Here is a 22475-nt window from a genome sequence, read left to right on the forward strand (position 1 = left end):
ACGTGACCGTTCTCCTCGGTCTCGGCATTGCGGGAATCGCACTTCTCGCCCTCTCCCTGATCTTCGACGGGATCTTCGAAGGGCTCCTCGGTGACGCCCTGGGCGGGCTGTTGAACGGCTTCTTCGACGGTCTGCTCTCCCTGCCCGTCATCGCCGGCTTCCTGTCCATGCTCGGCTTCGGGGGAGCGATCGTCCTCGGCACCACCGGGGCCGGAATCCCCCTGGCCCTCGCGGCCGGAGCGGCGGCGGGCGTCGTCGCGGCCTGGCTGACATGGAAGTTCAGCCAGGCCCTGATGCGGGATCAGACCACGGCCACACCACGCGGGGACGACCTCGTCGGCACCTCGGGCTCGGTGGTCACTCCGATCCCGGCCGACGGTTACGGCGAGGTCCTGCTCCGGCTCGCGGGCCAGACCGTGAAGTTCTCCGCGAAGAGCGCCGTCCCGGTCGAACGCGGCGCCGAGATCTGGGTGGAGGCCACGCTTTCGACCACCTCGGTCACGGTCCGCCCCGTCGAGCGCTGACCAGCACAGAGCCCGACCAGCACAGAGACACACGCCTGTCCGAAACCCGTACAGCCGAACAGACTGCCGTCCCGCCGGGAACTCCGTGGGGAGGGCAAGGGGGACACCTCTCATGAGCCCAGTAGTCATCGCCGTCATCGGCATCGTCGTACTTCTCGTACTCCTGGCCCTCGCCGTGATCACCAGATACAAGGTCGCGGGCCCCAGCCAGGCCTTCATCATCACGGGGCGCCGCGGCAAGAAGTCCACCGACCCGGTGACCGGCCGCACCAGCATCGACAACAGCGGCCAGAAGGTCGTCGTGGGCGGCGGCGTCTTCGTCGTGCCCTTCGTCCAGCAGAAGTTCACCCTGGACCTCTCCAGCCGCCACATCCCCGTCGCCGTACGCGGCGCCGTCACCCTGCGCGGCGTGAAGTCCAACCTCGAAGGTGTCGCGATCGTCAAGGTCGGCGGGAGCGAGGACGCGATCCGCGCCGCGGCCCAGCGCTTCCTCCAGCAGCAGAACGGCATCGTCGGCTTCACCCAGGAAGTGCTCTCCGGGGCCCTCCGCGCCATCGTCGGCCGCATGTCGGTCGAGGACATCATCCGTGACCGCGCCGCGTTCGCCGGGCAGGTCGCGGAGGAGGCCGAGGCCAGCCTCTCCGGCCAGGGCCTCATCCTGGACGCCTTCCAGATCCAGGACATCACCACCGAGGGCTCCTACCTGGAGGACCTCGGCCGTCCGGAGGCCGCCCGCGCCAAGCAGGAGGCGGACATCGCCGAGGCCATCGCCCGGCGGGCCTCCGAGCAGGCCCGGCTGAAGGCGGCCGAGGAGATCGCCATCGCCGAGCGGACGTTCTACCTCAAGCAGGCCGAGATCAAGGCCGAGACCGAAGCCGCGGCGGCCAAGGCCAACGCCGCGGGCCCCCTCGCCGAGGCCGCCCGCCAGCAGGAAGTCCTCAGCGAGCAGGAGAAGGTCGCCGAGCGCCAGGCCGCTCTGACGGACCGTGAGCTCGACACCAAGGTCCGCAAGCCCGCCGACGCCGCCCGCTACCAGGCGGAGCAGGAGGCGGAGGCCCGCCGCATCGCCCAGGTCAAGGAGGCCGAGGCCGACGCGGAGCGCTCCCGCCTCACCGGTCAGGGTGAGAAGCTCCACCGCTCCGCCCTCGCCGACGCCGTACGCATCGAGGGTGAGTCCGAGGCGGCCGCCATCGCCGCGAAGGGCGCCGCCGAGGCCGAGGCCATGCAGAAGAAGGCCGACGCCTATCTGCAGTACGGCGACGCGGCCGTCCTCCAGATGCTGGTCGAGGTGCTGCCGCAGGTGGTGGCCAAGGCGTCCGAGCCGCTGAGCGCCATCGACAAGCTGACGGTCATCTCGACGGACGGCGCCAGTCAGCTGTCCCGCACGGTGGCCGACAACGTGGCCCAGGGGGTGGAGCTCCTCAACTCCACCACAGGCGTCGACCTGGCCGCGCTGCTCCGGAACCTTCAGGGCAAGGCGGGTGGCGCCGTGTCCGCACCGGCGGTCCCCGCGCCCGCGTCGGCGGCGGACGGCGAGAAGATCGAGATCAAGGACTGACGCACCGCTGTTCCCTCCGGGCCCGGCGGCGACCCTCGGTCACCGCCGGGCCCGGCCTCGTCCGGGCGGCCGACTGTCGCACGAGCGCGGCAGAGCCGGGTTCTTGTGCCTACGACGGCCCGCCCCGCCTCGTGCAGGAGCCTGTGGCTCCGCCGCGCCCCGGGCCGAAACCTTGCTCCGGTTAGGGTAATGAGCAGATAAAAAGCTGATCAAAAGCGCGCCGTGCAGCCGCGCGCCCCTCGGGAGGAAGCCATGGGAACGCACCGCACGTCGCTGCCAGGAGTCGGCGTCCAGTACGACTACATCACCGAGTCGGGGCAGCACATTTCCGTGGTCGTGCATCACGACGGGCGACGGTTTCTGGGGTTCTACGAGAAGGACGACCCAGATTCGTGCGTGCTCTCCGTACCCCTGACGACCACCGAGGCCACCGGGCTCGCGCACCTCATCGACGCCGCGCCGATCGACGCCGTACGGACCGAGGGGATCGACCTGGTCACCGAGCACATCCCGCTCGGGACCCGCTCCCCGTACGGCGGGCGACTGCTCGGGGACACCCGGGCGCGGACGCGGACGGGGGCCTCGATCGTGGCCGTACTGCGTACGCACAGTGCGCATCCGTCGCCCGGGCCGGACTTCCGGCTGGCCATCGGGGACACGCTCGTCGTTGTAGGCACGCGTGAGGGCGTCGACACGCTCTCCGAGATCATTGCGGAGGGCTGACCGTGCACGACACGACCGCACTGCTGGTGGAGCTGGGCTCCGTCATTCTGGGGCTCGGCATCATCGGAAGATTCGCCGGCCGGATAGGTCTCTCGCCGATCCCGCTCTACCTGCTGGCCGGGCTCGCGTTCGGTGAGGGCGGTCTGCTGCCGCTCGGCGCCAGCGAGGAGTTCACCGCCATCGGGGCGGAGATCGGCGTCATCCTGCTGCTGCTCCTGCTCGGTCTCGAGTACAGCGCGTCGGAGCTCGTCACCAGCCTCAAGACGCAGTACCCGTCCGGGGCCGTCGACTTCGTGCTCAACGCGACGCCCGGCGCGATAGCCGGTCTGATGCTCGGGTGGGGCCCCGTGGGGGCCGTGGCGCTGGCCGGGGTCACCTGGATCTCGTCCTCGGGCGTGATCGCCAAGGTGATGACCGACATGGGGCGGCTCGGTAACCGCGAGACGCCCGTCATCCTCGGTGTCCTCGTCATCGAGGACCTCGCCATGGCCGTCTACCTGCCGCTGCTCACCGCGATGCTGGCCGGTGTCGGCCTCGCCGGCGGCAGCATCGCCCTGCTGATCGCGCTCGGGACCGTCGGCTTCGTGCTGTACCTCGCACTGCGCCACGGCCGGCTCATCAGCCGCGCGGTGTCCTCCGACAACCCGGAGATGCTGCTGCTCGTCGTCCTCGGGCTCACCGTCCTGGTGGCCGGCGTCGCCCAGCAGCTCCAGGTCTCCGCGGCCGTCGGCGCCTTCCTCGTGGGTATCGCCCTGTCCGGCGAGGTCGCCGAGGGTGCGCGCAAGCTGCTGACGCCGCTGCGGGACCTGTTCGCCGCCGTCTTCTTCGTGTTCTTCGGACTGTCCACCGACCCGGCGGAGATCCCGCCCGTGCTGCTTCCGGCGGCGCTGCTGGCGGTCGTCACGGTCTTCACGAAGATCGGCACCGGCTGGTACGCGTCCCGGCGGGCCGGCATCGGGCCCCGGGGCCGCTGGCGCGCGGGCGGCACGCTCGTCGCGCGCGGGGAGTTCTCGATCGTCATCGCCGGTCTGGCCGTGGCCACGGAGCCGCGGATCGGGCCCATCGCGACCGCGTACGTGCTGATCCTGGTGATCGTCGGGCCCCTCACCGCCCGCTGGACGGAGCCGGTCGCCTCGAAGCTCCAGGCCGCTCTGGCCGGGAAGCGGAAGAAGCCGGCCGTGGTGGCCGACCAGCCGATGCCGTCGCACGACGACCTCACGCCGGAGCACGCCGGGCGCGAATCCGACTGACGGGTCCGCCGGACGGCGGTCAGAGCGGGGTGGCCGCGTGGAGGATGCCGACGAGCGTCACCGCCGCGTTGAGCGACGACAGCGCCGAGGCCGCCGTCCCCACCGTCGCGGTCACGGAGGCCGGGGGCCGGAGTCCGGCCAAGGCCTCGGGATCGAGCAGCGCCGCCACCCGGCGCGGCACGGGACCCGCCGGCGAGGAAGCAGCGAAGGCGGGGAGCACGGCGGGCCCCGGCGTGCGGTGCGAGAACAGCGCGCCTTGCCGACCGCGTACGCCGCCTCCTCGTCCGCCCAGCGTTCGGTGCTGTACGCCACCGCCGTGCGCAGGGGCAGCAGGAACGGGTTGGCGCGGGCCGCCAGTTGTGTCACCAGCAGGTAGCGGTGGTGGCGCCACCAGCACCGCACCCAGGGCGCCGATGGCGACCAGGCCTGTCTTCTCGTCGTACGGCAACGCGGCGCGCACCTCCGGGTCCGACCAGCCGTCGGGCAGCGGGTTGCCGGGGAGCTGGGCCGTGCCCACCACCATGAGCAGGGCCAGGCACAGCGTGCTGCACAGGGCCAGCGTCGTACCCATGGCGGCCAGCAGCCGGGTGGCGCTCCTGGGGTGCAGGTGCTGTCCGGCGAGACGCGCCATGGGCAGGGCGGTCAGCGGCAGGACGAGTGGCAGGTGGACGAAGACGCCCATCGTGGTGGCTATCGGCCTTCCGGACCGCCGGGGTCGTCGTCGTGATCGTCGGCCGCGCGGGAGAGCAGCGCGCGGAGTCCCGCCTCGTCACCGGGGGACAGCGCGGAGACGAACCGGGCGAGCACGGCCTCCCTGTCGCGTTCGCCGTCCAGGACGCGGCGCATGCGGAGGGCGGCGAGGCCGGCCTCGTCGGAGGCCGCGGTCCAGACGTACGAGGGGGCCGGCCGGGGGCCGTCAGAGCTCCTTCGCGGGCCAGTCGAGCAGCCGGGCGCCGATCACCGCGGTCTGCAGCGTGTAGCGGTGCATCGGGTCGGACGGGTCGGAGCCGGTCAGCTGGTGTATCCGCTCCAGCCGGTACGTCAGCGCGCGCACGCTCAGCGACAGCCGGCGGGCCGTCTCGGCGGCGACACAGCCCGCGTCGAAGTACACGGAGAGCGTGCGCAGCAGGGGCTCCGCGCCGCCCCGTGCCTCCTTGAGCGGACCGAGCTCGCTCCGCACCAGGTCGGCCATCGCCTGCCGGTCCCTGGTCAGCACCGGGTAGACCAGCAGGTCGGCGGCGTACAGCACGGGGTCGTCGAGGCCCATCCGCTGAGCCAGATCGAGGGCGTCGAGCGCCTCGTCGTACGAGTGGACCACCCCGCCGGGGCCCCGGTGGGGGCGGCCGATCGCGACCTGGCCGCCGTCCGTCGCGGCGTGGGCCTGCTTCGCGAAGTACCGCAGGACGTCGGGCTGGCTGCCGGGGGCTATGCAGACGAGGCGCCCGTCCTTCGTGGTGAGCAGGATCTTCCGGCCGCCGAAGCGGGCGAGCAGGGCCGCCTCCACGCTGCGGGGCACCGCGTCGGACTCGGTGTAGGCCTCCGGCCCCGCCGCCACCGCGACGGCATGGGCCCGCGACAGCCGCAGCCCGAACCGGGTGGCGCGCTCCGCGAGCCGGCCCAGGTCGCTGCGCCCGTACAGCAGGTCGTCGATGAACTCCCGCCGCGCCGCTTCCTCCCGCCGCACCGTGATGCGCTGCGCCCGCTCGAAGCCCTCCGCGAACGCGTCGACCGACTGCTCCACGGCGCCCAGCACGGCGTCGGTGGCGACCGCGCCCTGCGTGGTGAGCGGCCAGGCGGCGCGGGTCTCCGAGAGATGGAGCCGCACCAGGGCCCGCAGCTGATGCCCGGCCTCCGCGGCCTCACGGCCGAGCGTGCGCCGCGTCTCCAGCTCGTCCCGGGTGAGACGGCGGCCGGTGTCCGCGATCTCGGCCAGGATCCGGGCATAGCCCTCCAGGAACCGTTCGGGGATCTCGGGCTCCGCCACTTGCCACTCCTCCACACCTCGCCGGCATCGTCATCCCGTCAACGCGCGGAAGCCGGTGCCGGTGCCCGGCAGGCCGGCCCCGTAAAGGCTGCCGGATTCCGGCAATGCGCCCGGACCGGCCCGACTGACAAAATCTGTTCAGCAACACACGGGGGAATCACGGGGGTTACGGGGGATCACGGGGGAAGAAACCGGTCGCTGCGACGCCGTTCGCGGTGTCGCAGCGCCGGTCCCCCGTCCCGCCCGACGCCGCCCGGTCCCCCGGACCGCACGGCGTCACAGGGGGTGGACCGGATGACCCCCTCGCGACCCGCACCGCCCTCCCTCACAGGTACCGGAGTGGCCGGAGACCTGGACCCCGCCGCGACGGCGGAGTCGAAGCCCCGTGGAGCCGTCCGCAAGACCCGTACCACCCGCCCGCGCCTCACGGCCGGGACGGGGCGGGCAGGTGGCACAATCCCCGGCCCCCGGGCCTGGACAGAAACGGGAGACCGTCAACCGGACATCAGGACGCAACTCGCACTCTGGTGACACCGTCACGGACCATTCCGGCAGAAACGCCGGGATTGCTGAGATCCCTTGATACTCAAAGCAACGGAGCAAGGCATGCTGGGTCAGGTGTCCTCACTTCCGCAACAGCCCCAACGCCCCCCGAGCAGCGGCCACATGGTGGTCTGCGGGGACGACACCCTCGGCCGCCGGCTCGCCGTGGAGCTGCGCTACGTCTACGGGGAGCGGGTCACGCTCCTCGTCCCGCCGGGCCGGGAGCCCAGCAGACCGGACGTGCCCCTGACCCAACGGGCCCGGGCCGGCGCCCTGTTCGGGCGGATGTCGGCGGCGATGAACCGCAACGGGGCAGGCGGGGCGAACGGGAGCGGTGACACGAACGCCGGGGTCGAGGCCGTCCGCATCATGGAGGCGCACGAGCCCTCCGACGAGGTGCTGGAGGAGGCCGGAGTCGACCGGGCCGCCGCGCTCGCGCTCGTCTACGACGACGACGAGCTCAACATCCGCGCCGCCCTGACGGCCCGCCGGCTCAATCCGCGCCTGCGCCTCGTCATCCGGCTCTACAACCGCAAGCTGGGCCAGCATCTGGAGACGCTGCTCGACCAGGCGGCCGCCGTCTCCATGCCCGGACTCGACCCGGCGGCGCTGGACGCCTCCACCACCGTCCTGTCCGACGCCGACACCGCGGCCCCCGCCCTGGCGGCCACCGCGCTGACCGGCAGCAGCAAGGTCATCCAGGCCGAGGGCCTGCTCCTGCGTGCCGTGGAACGCACCCCGCCCCGCCCGGGCGAGCTCGCCGACCCCGGGCTGTGCACGCTGGCGCTCCTCTCCTCCACCAGCCAGGACCCGGCCGGCAGCGAGGGCTCCGACAGCAGCGGTGAGGACGGCCCTCAGCTCCTGCCCGACCGCGCGACGGTGCACGCCGCCACGGGCCGGGGCACGGTCGTCCTGGAGGCCATCAGCCAGGCGGGGCCCGACCGGGGGCCCGCCCGCATGGGAGGCAGGGGCGCGCCGCTCGGCCAGGTCTTCTCCCGGCGGCTGCGCTGGTCGGCGCTGGGTGTCGCGGCGGCCGTCGTCGGCCTGGCCGTCGCCTCGGTGATCACCACGGGCGACAACCCGGTGCACGCCGCCTATCTGACCCTGCTCGACCTGCTGGCGATGGGCGACCCCGCGGTCGAGGACACCGACTCGGACTCCCGCCAGGTCATCCAGCTGCTCTCCGGCATGGCCGGGCTCCTGCTGCTGCCCCTGTTGGTCGCCGCCGTCCTTGAGGCGTTCGGCACGCTGCGTACCGCGTCCTCCCTGCGCCGCCCCCCGCGCGGGCTGTCCGGCCATGTGGTCCTGCTGGGACTCGGCAAGATCGGCACGAGGGTCCTGGTGCGCCTTCGCGAGCTGGACATCCCGGTGGTGGTCGTCGAGGAGGACCCGGAGGCGCGAGGCATCCCGCTGGCCCGCAGCCTGCACGTCCCGACGGTCCTCGGGGACGTGACCCAGGAGGGCGTCCTGGAGGCGGCCAAGATCCGCCGGGCCCGCGCGCTGCTCGCCCTGACCAGCGTCGACACGACGAACCTCGAAGCCGCGCTGTACGCCCGCTCGGTGAAGCCGGGCCTGCGGGTGGCGCTGCGCCTGTACGACGACGAGTTCGCCACGGCCGTCTACCGCACCCTGCGCACGGTCCACCCGGGCGCCCTGACCCGCTCCCGCTCCGTGTCGCACCTGGCCGCACCGGCGTTCGCGGTCGCCATGATGGGGCGGCAGATCCTGGGGGCGGTACCGGTGGAGCGCAAGGTCATGCTCTTCGCCGCCCTGGAGGTGGCGGGGAACCCCCATCTGGAGGGCCGGACCGTCGACCAGGCGTTCCGGGCGGGCGCCTGGCGGATCCTGGCCCTGGACGCCACCCCGCCGGCCGACCGCCTCCCGGACCTGGCGGCCGTACCGCCGTACGACCCCCTCGGCCCCCCGGGCCCGGGGGGCCCGGACCGGCCCTCCGGCCTGGTCTGGGACCTGCACCCGGGCTATGTGCTGCGGCCGGAGGACCGGGTCGTGATCGCCGCGACCCGGCGCGGTCTGGCCGAGATGCTGCGCGGGCAGCGCTCGGCGATGCGGCGGTGAGGCCGGCGGAGACCCTCAGCCGATGAGGGTCTCCTTCGGGCGGACCACGCAGAACTCGTTCCCTTCCGGATCGGCCAGCACGGTCCACGACTCGTCGCCGGTCTGCCCGACGTCCGCGTGCTGGGCGCCGAGTGCGAGGATGCGCTCGATCTCGGCCTCCCGGTCCTCCGCGGCGGAGGTCAGATCGAGGTGCAGGCGGTTCTTGACGCTCTTGCGGTCCGTCACCGGCATGAAGCAGATGCCCACCGGCGCGTTCACGTCCGGTCCGATCACGACCTCCTTCTCCCGCTCGGACAGGATGCGCCAGCGCAGGACGTCGGCCCAGAACCGGGCCAGGGCGGGCAGATCATGGGCGTCGATGACGATGTGATGCAGGGAGACAGGCATGCGGGCCAGTGTGCCCAGGGGCCCGCCGCCGGGCTAACGAATTGTCCCCATCGCGTCCCGCACCTCCTGAAGGGTCTCCTCGGCAACGGCGTTCGCCCGCTCGTTGCCGGTGCGCAGTACGTCCCGCACGTACCCCATGTCCTGGGCGTACTCGGCCCGGCGGGCGCGGATCGGGGCCATGCGGGCGTTGACGGCCTCCGTCACGGTCCGCTTGAGACCGGCCGCGCCGGCGTTTCCGATCTCCTCGGCGACCTCGTGCGGGTCGCGGTCGAGGCAGAGCGCGGCCAGCAGTACCAGGCTCGACACCCCGGGCCGGAGCCCTGGGTCGTAGGTGATGTGCCGGTCGGCGTCGGTGGTGGCGCCCTTGATCAGCCGGGCGGTCTCGTCGGCGTCGGCGCCCAGGGCGATGGAGTTGCCCCTGCTCTTGCTCATCTTGGTGGCGTCGGTGCCGAGCAGCAGGGGCGCGGCGGAGAGCAGCGCGTCGGGTTCGGGGAAGACATGTCCGTACCGCTCGTTGAAACGGCGGGCGACGGTGCGGGTGATCTCCAGGTGCGGCAGCTGGTCCATGCCGACGGGGACGAGGTTGCCCTTGCAGAACAGGATGTCGGCGGCCTGGTGCACCGGGTAGGTGTACATGAGGCCGCTGACGGCGGACTGCCTGGAGTGCGCGATCTCGTCCTTCACGGTGGGGTTGCGCCCGAGTTCCGCGACGGAGACGAGGGACAGGAACGGCAGCAGCAGCTGGTTGAGGGCGGGGACCGCGCTGTGGTTGAAGACCGTCGCGCGGGCCGGGTCGATCCCGATGGCGAGATAGTCCAGGAGCAGCCCCTCCACATGCTCGGTGAGCCGTTCGGCGACGTCACGGTCGGTGAGGACCTGGTAGTCGGCGACGAGCACGAAGACCTCCACGCCGAGGTCCTGGAGGCGCACCCGGTTCTGGAGGGTGCCGAAGTAGTGCCCGAGGTGCAGGGCTCCGGTGGGCCGGTCGCCGGTGAGGACGCGGAAGCGGCCGGGGTCCCCGGCGAGCTGCTGTTCCAGCTCGGCGCTGCGGCGCGCGGCGGGGCTGACGGCAAGATCGGTGGTGGTGGTCACGGGGGTCTCCTCGCTGGTGGTCTACGCGTGGAGGACGGCCCGTCACAGGGCACCGGGGCAACGAGAAAGGGCCGTCCGAAGATCGAACGGCCCTGGTTCCGTGCAGAGAAGGTGGCCGCTCCTAGGAGGAGCGCCACCAGTTCCGGCACGGTACGGAGGTCATGAGCGGAGTCTAGCGCGCACCGGTCCCCGGAGCGTGGACCGTTTTCCTGCCGGCCGGGCGTCCCGGAGAGGGCTGGAATAGAGAGAGGGGGCGCCCCGTTGTAGGGTGTGTTCACATAGTTCAAGGTTCAACAACTTCCGCTCAACACCATTGGAGGCGGGCGCCATGCAGTTCGGGATCTTCACCGTCGGGGATGTCACCACCGACCCCACGACCGGTACGACACCGAGCGAGAACGAGCGGATCAAGGCGACCCTCGCGATCGCGCTGAAGGCCGAGGAAGTGGGCCTGGACGTCTTCGCGACCGGCGAGCACCACAACCCGCCGTTCGTCCCGTCCTCCCCGACGACCACGCTCGGCTACATCGCCGCCCGCACCGAGAAGCTGATCCTCTCCACCTCGACCACGCTGATCACCACCAACGACCCGGTGAAGATCGCCGAGGACTACGCCACGCTCCAGCACCTGGCCGACGGCCGCGTCGACCTGATGATGGGCCGGGGCAACACCGGGCCGGTCTACCCCTGGTTCGGCAAGGACATCCGTCAGGGCATCCCGCTCGCGATCGAGAACTACGCGCTGCTGCACAAGCTGTGGCGCGAGGACGTCGTCGACTGGGAGGGGAAGTTCCGCACCCCGCTGCAGTCCTTCACCGCGACCCCCCGCCCGCTGGACGGCGTCCCGCCGTTCGTCTGGCACGGCTCGATCCGCTCCCCGGAGATCGCCGAGCAGGCCGCGTACTACGGCGACGGCTTCTTCCACAACAACATCTTCTGGCCCATGGAACACACCAGGAAGATGGTCGACCTCTACCGGCGCCGCTACGCCCACTACGGGCACGGCACCGCCGAGCAGGCGATCGTGGGCCTCGGCGGCCAGGTCTTCATGCGGAAGAACTCGCAGGACGCGGTGCGGGAGTTCCGCCCGTACTTCGACAACGCGCCGGTCTACGGGCACGGGCCCTCCCTGGAGGACTTCACCCAGCAGACCCCGCTGACCGTCGGCTCCCCGCAGGAGGTCATCGAGCGGACCCTCTCCTTCCGTGAGGACGTCGGTGACTACCAGCGCCAGCTCTTCCTGATGGACCACGCGGGTCTGCCGCTGAAGACGGTCCTGGAGCAGCTCGACATCCTGGGCGAGGAGGTCGTGCCCGTGCTGCGCAAGGAGTTCGCCCGCCTGCGCCCGGCCGGAGTGCCGGACGCCCCCGTCCACCCCGCCGTCACCGCCGCCCGCGCCGCCGCCGGGGACCCGAAGGAGCTCCGATGACCGTGCCCGCCACCACCCCCCTGAAGATCGTCGCCGTCGCGGCGGGACTCAGCAGCCCCTCCTCCACCCGGCTGCTGGCCGACCGGCTCGCCGAGGCCACGCGCGAGCGGCTCGCTTCGGACCAGGACCGTCGCGTCGAGGTCCAGGTCGTCGAGCTGCGCGACCTCGCCGTGGACATCGCCAACCACCTGGTCACCGGCTTCCCGCCGGCCGGCCTGAAGAAGGCGATCGACGCGGTGACCGGGGCGGACGGGCTGATCGCCGTGACGCCCGTCTTCACCGCCTCGTACAGCGGGCTGTTCAAGTCCTTCTTCGACCTGATCGACCACACCGCACTGACCGGCAAGCCCGTCGTCATCGCGGCGACCGGCGGGACGCCCCGGCACTCGCTGGTCCTGGAGCACGCGCTGCGCCCACTCTTCGCCTATCTGCGCGCGGTCGTCCTGCCGACCTCCGTGTACGCGGCGTCGGAGGACTGGGGCTCGAACGGCGACGAGTACACCGAGGGCCTGCCCTCCCGGATCCGGCGCGCGGGAGGCGAGCTCGCCTCCGCCGTCACCGGGCGGACCGTCTCCGGCGCCTCCCGGGCCCTGACCCTCGACGACGGCGAGGACGCGGTCGTCCCGTTCGAGGAGCAGCTCGCCGGTCTGCGGGTCGGCTGAACCCCGGCATCGGGGGCCGCCCGGCCCCCGATGTCCGCCTTGACTACAGTTGGCGCCTGTATGCCGTAAATGTTGAAAACAATGGAGGCAGACATGGGCAGGATCGTCGTGGGCGTGGACGGATCGGACGCCTCGATCAAGGCACTTCGCTGGGCCGTGCGTCAGGCCGAGCTGACCGGCGACACCGTCGAGGCGGTCAACAGCTGGGAGTACCCCGCGACCAGCTGGGCGTCCATGATGCCGGGCATGCCCGAGGACTTCGACCCGCAGGAGGCGGCGACCGTGGCGCTCACGGAGGCGCTGGAGGAGGCCCTCGGTACGGAGGGGGCGGCGGCCGTCGAGAAGATCGTCGTGATCGGCAACCCCGCCCAGACTCTGCTGGACCGCGCCAGAGGAGCGAACCTGCTGGTCGTGGGCGCGCGAGGCTACACCGGCTTCAAGGCGACGCTGCTCGGCTCGGTCAGCCTTCACGTCACCCAGCACGCCGACTGCCCGGTCACCGTCGTCCGCGACTGAGCGAACACGCCGACGGGCGGGCCTCCGGTACGCCGGATGCCCGCCCTTCCGGGACGCGTCAGCCCTGAGCGTTGATGTGGCTGATCACCCGGTCGAACTCCTTCGTGGGCGAGAAGTCCACGAATTCGCAGTCCTCCAGCGCCTCGGGCACGTGCCCGGGCGGCCAGTAGAACGCCTGGCCCTCCTCGTAGACCTCGTACGCCTCCGGGCCCGCGCCGGTCCGCAGCCTCAGCCGGCCCTTCAGGAGGTAGCCCCAGTGCGGGCAGGGGCACATGTCGTCGGGGAGGCCCTTGAGCGCCGGGCCCATGTCCGCGCCCTTGACCAGCCGGATCAGGGCGACACTCAGGTCACCGCCGATCTCCGTCCTGCGCAGCTCCGCCTCGTCGGTCCGGATCGCAACGGGCGTCTCGTTCCATGTCGTCGCCGTCATGGCTCCTCCAGAGCCGGTCTCCGTCCCCCTTCCAGTCTGGGCCCGGCTCCGGCGGGACGCGATGTCGGAGGGCGACGACGTCGGCCACGACGCAGGACACGTTGTCCGGGGCACCGGCATCACCGGCCAGGGCGACCAGAGCACGCACGGCCGCGTCCGGGCCGTCCGCCGCGATGACCGCGCGGGTCACCTCCGCCTCGTCGACGACCGCCGACAGCCCGTCCGAGCAGAGCAGATAGCGGTCGCCCGGCAACGTGTCGTGCAGCCGGACGTCGGGGCGGGCCTGCGCCTCCGGACCGCCGGCCAGAGCCCTGAGCAGCATCGCGCGCTGCGGGTGCGAGGCGGCCTCCTCCTGGCCGAGTGAGCCGTCGTCGATCATCGACTGCACCAGGGTGTGGTCGTGCGTGATCCGGAACAGCTCGCCACCACGGAGCACATAGGCCCGCGAGTCCCCGATGTGCACCAGACCCAGCCGCTCCCCCGTCCACACCAGGGCCGTGAGCGTGGTCCCGGACTCCTCCGGCGCGCCGTCACCGGCCACCGCGTCGTGGACCGCCCGTGCGGAAGACTCCGCCGCCTCGTGCAGGGCGCTGAGCAGATCCGCCGCGTCCACCGCACCCCGCGCGGCCGGTTTCAGCGCGGCGACGGCCGCCGCGCTCGCGCCGGCGCCGCTCACCCCGAAGCCGTCGGCCACGGCGAGCAGCCGTGCCCCGGCGTACGCCGTGTCCTGCTGGGAGGTGCGCACCGCGCCCGGGTGGGCGAGTGCCGCATAGCGGATTCCGAGGGTGGCCGGCCCCCGGCCGGTCCCGTCGCCGTTCGACATTCCGGCGTTCTCCTTCGCTGACAGATGGTCGACGAGGAAGGCCGCGAGCTCCCGGCGGGCGGCCGTCTCGGCCTCCACCCGCCCCCAGTAGGCGCGGATCTCCGCCGCGGCCGCGCCGTCGTCGAGCGCCACCACCTCGGAGATCCGGGCGAGCGGCATCCCGATCCTGCGCAGCCACGCCACCAGCCGCGCCTGCTCCGCCTGCGCCCGGTCGTAGTGCCGGTAGCCGTTCACCGGATCGACCAGGGCGGGGCGGAGCAGCCCCAGCTCGTCGTAGCGGCGCAGGGCCTTCGCCGAGAGCCGGGACAGCCGGGCGAACTCCCCGATCGTCACCAGCCCGGCACGCCCTTCCGCGCCTTCGTGTTCCACCACGGCCTCCTCGCGCCGGGCGGATACGCCCGGCCACGCCGATGCTGGGGCTTCCCCCGCCGGGAAGGTCAAGCTCCGGTCCGCCGCTGTCACTTCCGGTTGTACAGCCTCATCGTCACCGCGCCGAAGACCACCACGAACAGCGCCGACCAGCCCAGGGACCAGGCGATGTCCGTCGCCGGCCAGTTGCCGGCCATCAGCTCCCGTACGGCGGCGGCGAGATGCGTCACCGGGCTGTTGTTCACGAACGCCTGCAGCCAGCCGGGCATGGTCCTGGGGTCGACGAAGACGTTGCTCAGGAACGTCAGCGGGAAGATCACCATCATGCTGACGCCCATCACCGACTTCTCGGTGCGCAGCATCAGACCGAACATCGTCCAGATCCAGGAGAAGGCGAAGGAGAACACCAGCAGGAGCGCGACGCCCGCCAGCACTCCCAGGAGTCCGCCGTCCGGCCGGTAGCCGATGACGATGCCGACGACGAGCATCACGGCCGAGGCCAGGAGGTAGCGCACGACATCGCCGAGGAGATAGCCGACCATGGGCGCCGGCCGCCAGATCGGCAGGGTGCGGAAGCGGTCGAACACCCCCTTCGCGATATCGGTGTTGACCGCGACGCCCGTGTACATCGTGATCATCACGACGCTCATGACGAGGATCCCGGGCAGCAGGAACTGGATGTAGCCCTCCGTCGAGCCGGCCAGCGCCCCGCCGAAGAGATAGGTGAACATCAGCACCATCATGATCGGGAAGACCGTCACGTCGAACAGCTGCTCAGGCACATGCTTGATCTTCAGCATGGCCCGCCATCCGAAGGTCAGCGACGCCGACAGCGCGCCGGGCCGGTGCGGCCGCTCCTGGCCGACCAGCAGGGAGGCCAGGGTCTCCGCGTCCGGTGCGGTGAGTTCGGCGTCGTCACGTTCGGCCGTGGTGGGCGCGGTGCTCATGCCGCTACCCCCTTCTTGTCCGTGAGCGCGAGGAAGACCTCGTCGAGGCTGGGCTGCCCCAGCGAGAAGTTGTCCACGTGGATCCCGCACCGGGCCAGCTCCGCCAGCGCCCGTGCGGCCTGTTCGGCCGCCCCCTTGTCGGTGCCGTGGCCCCCGACCGTGGCGGTCAGCGCCACCGGGTCGTGGTCCAGCTGCACCGCCGCGTCGAGCGCGAGCGCCAGCACCCGCTCGGCCTCGGGGCGCTGCCCGGGGTCGCGCAGACGCAGATGGACGGACCCCGCGCCGACGGACGCCTTGAGCTCACCCTTCGTACCCTCCGCGATCACCTTGCCGTGGTCGATCACGGCGATGCGGGAGGCCAGGTGGTCGGCCTCGTCGAGGTACTGGGTGGTCAGCATGACCGTCGTACCCTGCGCGACGACGGCCCGCACGATGTCCCACACCTGGTTACGGCTGCGTGGGTCGAGCCCGGTCGTCGGCTCGTCGAGGAAGAGCAGGTCCGGTGTGTTCAGGATCGACGCGGCGATGTCGATCCGGCGCCGCATCCCGCCGGAGTAGTTCTTCACCTGCTTGCCCGCCGCCTCGCTCAGCCCGAAGGCCTCCAGCAGCTGCGCGGCCCGGGTCCTGGCGGCGGGCTTGGAGTGGCCGAGGAGCCTGGCCAGCAGCACCAGGTTCTCCGTGCCGGTCAGGTCCTCGTCGACCGAGGCGTACTGCCCGGTGAGGCTGACCCGGCCGCGGACCGTGTCGGCGTCCTTCACGACGTCGTGTCCGAAGACCCGCGCCTGGCCCGCGTCCGGCCGCAGCAGGGTCGCCAGCATCCTCACGGTCGTGGTCTTCCCCGCCCCGTTGGGGCCCAGCACCCCGTAGACGGTGCCTGAGGGCACGGCTAGATCGACGCCGTCCACCGCGCGGTTGTCACCGAAGACCTTCACCAGCCCCGTGGTCTCGATGGCCAGTTCAGTACTCATGGTCCCTTCCCTGTCGGCTCTGTCGAGGGCGGATACGGGCCAACGATGGCACGGTGCACGCCGGTAGTGGGGCGGATCGGACGGAATGGGACGGGCGCGGCGGCCGGATCGGATCCGGCCACCGCGCCCCTTCCTCCGGAAGGACGGCCGCGTCACTCCTCGCGCGTGTAGTAGGCGTAGAACATCGTGCAGAAGGTGCCCGCGGCTATCACCAGCCCGATGAAGCCCGACATCAGCACGCTCTTGCCGTTCAGGCTGGAGAGGAAGCCGACCGCGCCCCCCGCCAGCACGCCGAAGGCGGCTGCCCGCAACTCACGCGGCAAGGCCCACCGGACCCGCGCGAGTGCGTAGCAGAGCGCGGCGAAGACCACCCCGGAGACGACTCCGAGCCAGATCTGCCCACCGGTGGTCGCTCCACCGTCCCGGTTGATGAAGAAGGCCCAGAAGCCGAGGATCACGCCCAGCGCGAGGGGCACCGCCCAGGCGAGCGCGGTGTGCCGGTGCTCCTGCCGGGTGGGGGCGGGGGCGCGGGCCTGCGTCCGTCGGCGTGTCGGCATCGTCGCGTGTGTGGCCATGGCGCACAGCTCCTTCCGTCGCCCCCGTCCCTGTGTTCCTCCAGCGCACACCCGGCCGGGCCACCCGGCAACTCGAATGGCCCACGGCCCGGAGCGCCCCGCCGCCACAGGGGATTGGCTGGGGCCTGTGCGGAACTGTCTGTCAGCGGCTCTCTCGGCGGTGCTGCTCGTCGTGCTGGCCTTGCTGGTCCCGGTGAGCGCGCTCTCGGCGTGGGTCGATCTGGAGCTCGACGACACCGACCGCTATCTGGCCGCCGTCTCACCGCTGGCCTCCGACGCCGATGTACGGGAAACCGTCGCCACGCTGGTCACGGACGAGGCGATGAAGAACATCGACGTCGGTCCGCTCCAGGACACCGTCGAGCAGTTCCTGCACGAGTCCGCCCTGTCGTTCACCACGACCGAGGCGTTCCGGCGGGCCTGGGACAGCGCGAACCGGACGGCGCACCAGACCGTGACCGCTTCACTGCACGGGGACGACGGGCAGGCGGTGACCATCGGTCTCGCGCCGGTGATCGAGGAGGTCAAGAAGGAACTGGTCAGCAGCGGGGTGCCCTTCGCCGACCGGATCCCGGTCAGGGAGACCTCCATCACCGTGCTGTCCGCCGACCGCGCGGACGACCTGCGGTCCTCGTTCCAGTGGCTCAGGTACTGCAGCGTCTGGCCGGCCGTGGCGACGGTGGTGCTGCTCGTCCTGGTGCTGGGTCTCACGCTCGTACGCGGCGGCCTCCACGCCGGTCTGACGGCCTCGGCCCTGGCCGGCGGTGGCCTCGTCCTCGGCGCGGGCCTGCTCCGGATCGCGGTCGCGGCCGGCCGCGACCGGGTGCTCGACCAGGTGCCCGGAACCGACCGGGACGGGGCCGCCGCGGTGTACGACGCGCTGACCGCGTCCCTGCGTACGACCGTGTGGATCGTGCTGCTCGTGGGGGCGGTCCTGGCGGTCGTCGGCCTTGTGGGACGGGTCGTGGCGGCGCGGCGCGGGTAGGACTCCCGGCGTGAGCAGCAGCGCCGCGAGGGCGGCCGTGGAGGACGGGGCCCACCCACGCGGGCGGGGGCGCACAGCCGCCGGCGGGTGCGCCGCGCTCGCCCTGTCCTGCGCCACCCTCGTCCTCGGTTTCCGCGCCGCGGACGCCGACGGCCCCACACCGGTGCCCCAGGCCCTCGCCTTCCTGCCCTGGCTGCTCGTCCCCGGCGGCGCCGGCCTCGTGCTCGCGGGCATCGCCCGGTGGCGTACGGGCATGGTCTGGGCGGTCGTGGTGCTCGCGGCCACCGGCTGGTACGCCAAGCCGTACGGCCCCGGCACCACGGGGGCGCAGGGGCCCGTCCTGGCCGAGCTGCGCGTCCTGACCTCCAACGTGGAGTTCGGCGGCGCCACGGAAGGGCTGATCGACGCGGTCCGGCGCGAACGGCCCGACCTCGTCTTCGTCCAGGAGTGCGATCTGCTCTGCGCCGACGCCCTCGCCGCCCGGATCCCGGAGGCCGTGTACCCCTACCGCGAGGTCGTCCGCCTCGACGGCTCGCTCGGCTCCGCCCTGCTCAGCCGGTATCCGCTGCGGCCCGCCGACCCTGTCGACGGAGTCATGGCGATGCCGGGATCGGTGGCCGAAGTCGCCGGCAGGGACGTCCGGCTGCAGCTCGCGCACCCGCTGCCGCCGGTGCCGGGCAGGGTCGGGGGGTGGCGGGACGAGCTCGGCCGCATCAAGGACTTCGCGGCGGAGGCCAAGGGCGGGCCGGTCCTGCTGGCGGGCGACTTCAACGCCTCCCAGGACCATGCCGCCTTCCGCGAGGTGCTCGACGCGGGCGCGCTCCACGACAGCGCGAGGATCGCCGGCAGGTCCCGTACGTACAGCTGGCCCGCCGACCGCCGTACGCCCCTGCGCACCCAGATCGACCACGTCCTGGTCAGCGACGACTTCTCCGTGCGGTCCGCCCGCTTCCTGGACCTGAGCGGCACCGACCACCGGGCCCTGCTCGTCTCGCTGGCCCTCCACGACGGGTGATCCCGGGTCCCGGGCCCGACGTGCGGGGGTGCGTGGGCCGGGCGACAGTGGGATGCGTGAGAGCCGGGGGCGAGTGAGAGGTCTGCCGTATGCGAGCCATCGCCGTCAGCGCGTTCCGTGCGGAGCCCTGTCCCGTCGAGCTGCCGAAGCCCGACCCCGGTGCGGGCGAGGTGCGGGTCAAGGTCGAGTACGCGGCGCTGAACCCGCTCGACTGGCAGACCGCCGACGCCGCTCCGGACGGTGCCGTCCCGCAGGTGTTCCCACTCGTCCTGGGCACCGATTTCGCCGGCCGGGTGGACATGATCGGCAGCGGCGACAACCGCTTCCGGGTCGGTGACCCCGTCTTCGGCCGCGCGACGGCCCCGCCCCTCGGACGCTGTGGGGCCTACGGCGAATACGTGTGCGTCCCGCAGGACTCCCCGATCGCCCTGGTCCCTCGCGACATGCCGCTCCAGCTGGCGGCGGCGCTCCCGTCGGCCGGGTCGACCGCCGCGCAGATCCTGTCGAGCACGGCCGTGCGCAGCGGACTCAGCCTGCTGGTCGTCGGGGCGACGGGCGGTGTCGGCAGCTTCCTGACCCAGCTCGCGGCGGCCCGCGGGACAGCGGTGGTCGCCGCCGTGCGTGGCGACGAGAAGCGGCGGATGGGGGCGCTCGGCGCCGCCGCCACGGTCGACACGACCATGGGCCCGGAAGCGCTGGAGGCCGCGGTGCGCGATCTGTACCCGGACGGCGTCGACGCCCTCGTCGACCTCGTCTCGGCGGACGCAGCCTCGTTCGCGGCGTACACCGCCCTGGTGCGTGACGGCGGGGTCGCGGTCACCACCCGGGGCGTAACCGCGCCGCCGGGCATCGCCTGGGCCGACTTCCGGCTCGCTCCGACCGCCGCGGTGCTGGAGGAGCTGGCCTCGGCGGTGGCGCGTGGGGAGCTTGATGTGCCCATCGACATGGAGCTGCCCCTGGAGAAGGCACCGCAGGCACTCGCCCAGAACCGCGCGGGCGGGGCGCGCGGCAAGACCGTCTTCGTCATCTGAAGGACACGTAGTCCCAGGACACCGACCAGGACACCGACCGGGAGCTCTCATGGCCGAGCAGGACATCTTCGAGAACATCGACGGGCTGATCACCGAGGAGCGCGCCCTGCGCGCCCGCTCCACCGCCGAACTGGGCCTCTCCGCCGAGGAGCGGTCACGGCTGCGCGAGGTGGAGGTCCAGCTGGACCAGTGCTGGGACCTGCTGCGGCAGCGGCGCGCGCTCAGCGAATTCGGCGAGGACCCCTCCCAGGCGCGGGTGCGCCCCGCCGACGAGGTGGAGGGCTACCAGAGCTGAAGGGCTGCCGAGCCGTCTAGCCGGCGTCCGGGCCCCGGCCCTGGAAGCCCTGGAGGCGTTCCATCTCGCGGCGGTCCCGCTTGGTCGGGCGGCCCGTGCCCCGGTCGCGGACCGGGACCTGGACCGCCATCTCGCGCGGCGGCGGGGGCGGGCTGTTGTCGACGAAGCACTCTGCGGCGACCGGCGGGCCCACCCGCTTCTTCACGATCTTGGAGACGACCACGATCCGGTCCCGGCCGGCGTGCCGCAGCCGCACCTCGTCGCCCGTACGCAGGGCCTGGGCGGGCTTCGCGCGCTCGCCGTTCACGCGCACATGTCCCGCGCGGCAGGCGGCAGCCGCCTGCGACCGGGTCTTCGTCAGCCGGACCGCCCAGATCCAGGCATCGACCCGGACGCTTCCCTCCGCCTGCGGCGCCTCACCGGAAACCATGCCTACGACTCTAATCCGGTGAGGCGCCGCGGGACGGGTCAGGAACCGAAGTCGCCGATGACCTCGGCCATGTTGTAGCTGTACATCTCACGCTTGCACCCGGGGCACTCCGTGGTCGGGGCGTGCTCGCCGAGCGAGTAGAGCTGCGGGGCGAAGCCGTCACCCCGGCCGTGCGCGACGTAGAGGTCCTCCGGCCCGACCGCGGACTGCAGGACCTTCGCGTTCCCGACGAGCTGCGAGGTGCCGTCGGCCGACTGCGGTGCGGCCTGGAGCAGACGCCCGTTGCCCGACGCGTTGCTGCGGTGGAAGTACCACCTGCCCTCGTACCGCGTCACGCCCTGGATCTTGTGCCACAGGTCCTCGCCGTTGAAGACGGCACCGGCCGGCAGCCCGTACGCGAGGTCGGCACTCGCGGTCGTCCCCGCCGCGCCCTCGACGGCGGCCGTCAGGGCGGTCATCGGATAGGTCCCGACCCGGCCCGTGCTGTCACCGCCGTTGTTGTGGTTGCAGTACTCACCGAGGACGAGGTGATCGGTGTCCGTCCGGTCCAGCGAGATGTACGAGGCCTTGGGGCGGCCGGTGGAGTAGCACTGGTTCCCGCTGGTTTCCTGACCGTTCTTCGCCGTCGTGAACTTCAGCGTGGCGACCTGGGGCATCACGTACCGGTAGCCGTAGCTGTACCAGACGTTGCTCTGGCGACCGACCCGCTTCTTGTCCAGGACGTCGCTGACCAGGCCGTCCGGGGTCGGGTCGTTGACATCCGCGTCGTTGTCGGGGTTGAGGTCCATGATCTTGCGCAGGTCGAAGACCCGCATGCCGTTGGCGGTGTCGGCGACGTACAGGTAGTTGCCGTACCAGACCATGCCGCCGGCGTGTATGCCTCCCTGGGCCTTGCAGGAGGCCGTCACGCTGGTCGTGCACGTGCCCTCACGCGCGTGCAGCGCGTCGAAGGAGATGTGGTCCTTGGAATTGACGTAGGGCCAGACCAGCAGCACATGGCGGTACATCTGGGTGGCCTGGTTGAAGAAGCTGACCCGGATGCCCTTCTCGTTGCAGGCGTCGGAAGCGGAGTCCTGGACACAGTTGTCCCGGCCCGACGTGTAGTCGCTGCGGCCCGGGTTGGCGGCGTCGTACCCCGCGACGGCGATCGGCTCCGCGTTCGACGAACCCCAGTCCTCGTCCTCCTGCGCGTCCGAGACGCCGGTGATCGCCTGCGGGATCCACTCCGTGGACGTGGCGTCGTCGCTCTTCCAGCAGATGCGGTGGTTCACCGCGAGATCGGGTCCGTAGATGCTGGAACTGCCACAGGCGCCCTCCCAGCCTGCGGGGCGGTTGGCCTGCTCCATGAGCTCGGTGAGGCCCTGCTTGGGCAGCGCGGCGTCCAGATCGTTCACCAGGCCGGTGAGGGAGGAACCCGCCGCCAGCTTGAAGTCCCCGGCGCGGCCCGGGACCGGGGCCGGAAGCACGTCGGCGGCCGACCGGCCGGTGAGGGTTCCGTCCGGGCCGGCGAGATCGTCCTGCTCGCCCTCGGGTTCGTCCTCGAAGCCGTCGTCCGGCATGCCCTCATGGCCCGGGACGGGGTCGTCCGCGGCGACGGTGCGCGGGGCGGAGGCGGGGGCGGCTGTGGCTCCCGCCGCCGGGACCAGCGCGGACAGCAGTGCGCCTGCCGCCACGGCACAGGCCGCGAGGCGTGTTCTGCGGGATGGTTGTCCCATGTGGGGGCCCTTCGTGAGTGCGCGTGAACCGATCGGCCGGTGCATCTGATCGGTCATCAGGCACACCGGCCGGTCACGCTAGCAACGCAACTGCGTTCCCCGCTCACACATAGGGACGACCCCCATCAGGCATGCACCGGGCGCGCAC

At 72.0% G+C, this 22475-nt stretch carries 22 protein-coding genes and 2 pseudogenes; 12 read left to right on the plus strand and 12 right to left on the minus strand.

What is annotated here, in order from left to right:
• Nucleotides 1-2 precede the first annotated feature (2 nt).
• The 4 genes from ACIQM3_RS25230 (at nt 3) to ACIQM3_RS25245 (ending at nt 4055) form a co-directional block, all read left to right on the plus strand.
• A complete protein-coding gene (locus ACIQM3_RS25230; protein WP_401627787.1) occupies nt 3-524 on the plus strand; it encodes a hypothetical protein in 522 nt (173 codons plus the stop codon).
• Between the two features lie 112 nt (nt 525-636).
• Entirely contained in the window at nt 637-2082 is a 1446-nt protein-coding gene (locus ACIQM3_RS25235) for a flotillin family protein (protein ID WP_401627789.1), read from the plus strand.
• A gap of 252 nt (nt 2083-2334) precedes the next feature.
• A complete protein-coding gene (locus ACIQM3_RS25240) occupies nt 2335-2805 on the plus strand; it encodes a cation:proton antiporter regulatory subunit (RefSeq protein ID WP_103515730.1) in 471 nt (156 codons plus the stop codon).
• Between the two features lie 2 nt (nt 2806-2807).
• Nucleotides 2808-4055, plus strand: coding sequence for a cation:proton antiporter (locus ACIQM3_RS25245; protein WP_401627790.1), 1248 nt, complete (start codon nt 2808-2810; stop codon nt 4053-4055).
• 19 nt (nt 4056-4074) lie between these two features.
• On the opposite strand, the pseudogene ACIQM3_RS25250 reads toward ACIQM3_RS25245, so the two are convergent.
• The 3 genes and pseudogenes from ACIQM3_RS25250 to ACIQM3_RS25260 form a co-directional block, all read right to left on the minus strand.
• Nucleotides 4075-4737, minus strand: a pseudogene (locus ACIQM3_RS25250) (M56 family peptidase).
• An 8-nt stretch (nt 4738-4745) separates the two neighbouring features.
• Nucleotides 4746-4949, minus strand: a pseudogene (locus ACIQM3_RS25255) (BlaI/MecI/CopY family transcriptional regulator); the annotation flags it as partial.
• A gap of 22 nt (nt 4950-4971) precedes the next feature.
• On the minus strand, nt 4972-6039 hold the full coding sequence (locus ACIQM3_RS25260; RefSeq protein WP_401627791.1) for a PucR family transcriptional regulator: 1068 nt from the start codon (nt 6037-6039) through the stop codon (nt 4972-4974).
• A 606-nt stretch (nt 6040-6645) separates the two neighbouring features.
• On the opposite strand from ACIQM3_RS25260, the gene ACIQM3_RS25265 reads away from it, so the two are divergent.
• Complete coding sequence (locus ACIQM3_RS25265) at nt 6646-8658, plus strand: NAD-binding protein (RefSeq protein ID WP_401627793.1); 2013 nt, start codon at nt 6646-6648, stop codon at nt 8656-8658.
• Nucleotides 8659-8673: 15 nt separating this feature from the next.
• Here ACIQM3_RS25265 and ACIQM3_RS25270 read toward each other — a convergent pair whose 3' ends face one another.
• Entirely contained in the window at nt 8674-9045 is a 372-nt protein-coding gene (locus tag ACIQM3_RS25270) for a VOC family protein (protein WP_401627795.1), read from the minus strand.
• Between the two features lie 33 nt (nt 9046-9078).
• Nucleotides 9079-10137, minus strand: a complete 1059-nt coding sequence (gene trpS, locus ACIQM3_RS25275; protein WP_401627797.1) for a tryptophan--tRNA ligase — start codon at nt 10135-10137, stop codon at nt 9079-9081.
• Between the two features lie 328 nt (nt 10138-10465).
• On the opposite strand from trpS, the gene ACIQM3_RS25280 reads away from it, so the two are divergent.
• The 3 genes from ACIQM3_RS25280 to ACIQM3_RS25290 all read left to right on the plus strand — a co-directional run bounded on the left by ACIQM3_RS25280 (nt 10466) and on the right by ACIQM3_RS25290 (nt 12744).
• On the plus strand, nt 10466-11566 hold the full coding sequence (locus ACIQM3_RS25280; protein ID WP_362927442.1) for an LLM class flavin-dependent oxidoreductase: 1101 nt from the start codon (nt 10466-10468) through the stop codon (nt 11564-11566).
• Nucleotides 11563-12228 carry an FMN reductase gene (locus tag ACIQM3_RS25285; protein ID WP_401627799.1) on the plus strand — a complete coding sequence of 222 codons (666 nt, stop codon included), beginning with the start codon at nt 11563-11565 and terminating at the stop codon, nt 12226-12228. Before ACIQM3_RS25280 ends, ACIQM3_RS25285 begins: the two co-directional genes overlap by 4 nt.
• Before the next feature lie 93 nt (nt 12229-12321).
• Nucleotides 12322-12744, plus strand: a complete 423-nt coding sequence (locus ACIQM3_RS25290; protein WP_401627801.1) for a universal stress protein — start codon at nt 12322-12324, stop codon at nt 12742-12744.
• Between the two features lie 58 nt (nt 12745-12802).
• On the opposite strand, the gene ACIQM3_RS25295 is transcribed toward ACIQM3_RS25290, so the two are convergent.
• The 5 genes from ACIQM3_RS25295 to ACIQM3_RS25315 form a co-directional block, all read right to left on the minus strand.
• Complete coding sequence (locus ACIQM3_RS25295; protein ID WP_401627803.1) at nt 12803-13174, minus strand: hypothetical protein; 372 nt, start codon at nt 13172-13174, stop codon at nt 12803-12805.
• Nucleotides 13092-14366 carry a MerR family transcriptional regulator gene (locus ACIQM3_RS25300; protein ID WP_401627805.1) on the minus strand — a complete coding sequence of 425 codons (1275 nt, stop codon included), beginning with the start codon at nt 14364-14366 and terminating at the stop codon, nt 13092-13094. The genes ACIQM3_RS25295 and ACIQM3_RS25300 overlap by 83 nt, the downstream gene beginning before the upstream one ends.
• Before the next feature lie 89 nt (nt 14367-14455).
• On the minus strand, nt 14456-15313 hold the full coding sequence (locus ACIQM3_RS25305; RefSeq protein ID WP_401627807.1) for an ABC transporter permease: 858 nt from the start codon (nt 15311-15313) through the stop codon (nt 14456-14458).
• Entirely contained in the window at nt 15310-16281 is a 972-nt protein-coding gene (locus ACIQM3_RS25310; protein ID WP_401627809.1) for an ATP-binding cassette domain-containing protein, read from the minus strand. The genes ACIQM3_RS25305 and ACIQM3_RS25310 overlap by 4 nt, the downstream gene beginning before the upstream one ends.
• A gap of 152 nt (nt 16282-16433) precedes the next feature.
• Complete coding sequence (locus ACIQM3_RS25315; protein ID WP_401627811.1) at nt 16434-16856, minus strand: hypothetical protein; 423 nt, start codon at nt 16854-16856, stop codon at nt 16434-16436.
• A 127-nt stretch (nt 16857-16983) separates the two neighbouring features.
• Here ACIQM3_RS25315 and ACIQM3_RS25320 point away from each other — a divergent pair, with 127 nt between their 5' ends.
• From ACIQM3_RS25320 to ACIQM3_RS25335, 4 genes are all read left to right on the plus strand, one after another.
• Complete coding sequence (locus ACIQM3_RS25320; protein ID WP_401627813.1) at nt 16984-17841, plus strand: hypothetical protein; 858 nt, start codon at nt 16984-16986, stop codon at nt 17839-17841.
• A 10-nt stretch (nt 17842-17851) separates the two neighbouring features.
• Nucleotides 17852-18856 carry an endonuclease/exonuclease/phosphatase family protein gene (locus ACIQM3_RS25325; protein WP_401627815.1) on the plus strand — a complete coding sequence of 335 codons (1005 nt, stop codon included), beginning with the start codon at nt 17852-17854 and terminating at the stop codon, nt 18854-18856.
• An 89-nt stretch (nt 18857-18945) separates the two neighbouring features.
• The gene (locus ACIQM3_RS25330) at nt 18946-19887 is read left to right on the plus strand and encodes an NADP-dependent oxidoreductase (RefSeq protein ID WP_401627817.1); all 942 of its coding nucleotides are present in this window, start codon (nt 18946-18948) and stop codon (nt 19885-19887) included.
• Nucleotides 19888-19936: 49 nt separating this feature from the next.
• Nucleotides 19937-20182: a DUF2630 family protein gene (locus ACIQM3_RS25335; RefSeq protein ID WP_401627819.1), complete on the plus strand. Its 246-nt coding sequence runs from the start codon at nt 19937-19939 to the stop codon at nt 20180-20182.
• A gap of 16 nt (nt 20183-20198) precedes the next feature.
• Here ACIQM3_RS25335 and ACIQM3_RS25340 read toward each other — a convergent pair whose 3' ends face one another.
• Both ACIQM3_RS25340 and ACIQM3_RS25345 read right to left on the minus strand, forming a co-directional pair.
• Complete coding sequence (locus tag ACIQM3_RS25340) at nt 20199-20612, minus strand: RNA-binding S4 domain-containing protein (protein ID WP_401627821.1); 414 nt, start codon at nt 20610-20612, stop codon at nt 20199-20201.
• Between the two features lie 38 nt (nt 20613-20650).
• Nucleotides 20651-22327, minus strand: coding sequence for a hypothetical protein (locus ACIQM3_RS25345; RefSeq protein WP_401627823.1), 1677 nt, complete (start codon nt 22325-22327; stop codon nt 20651-20653).
• Nucleotides 22328-22475: the final 148 nt, after the last annotated feature.

This window comes from Streptomyces sp. NPDC091271 (assembly GCF_044757505.1).
Lineage (GTDB): Bacteria > Actinomycetota > Actinomycetes > Streptomycetales > Streptomycetaceae > Streptomyces.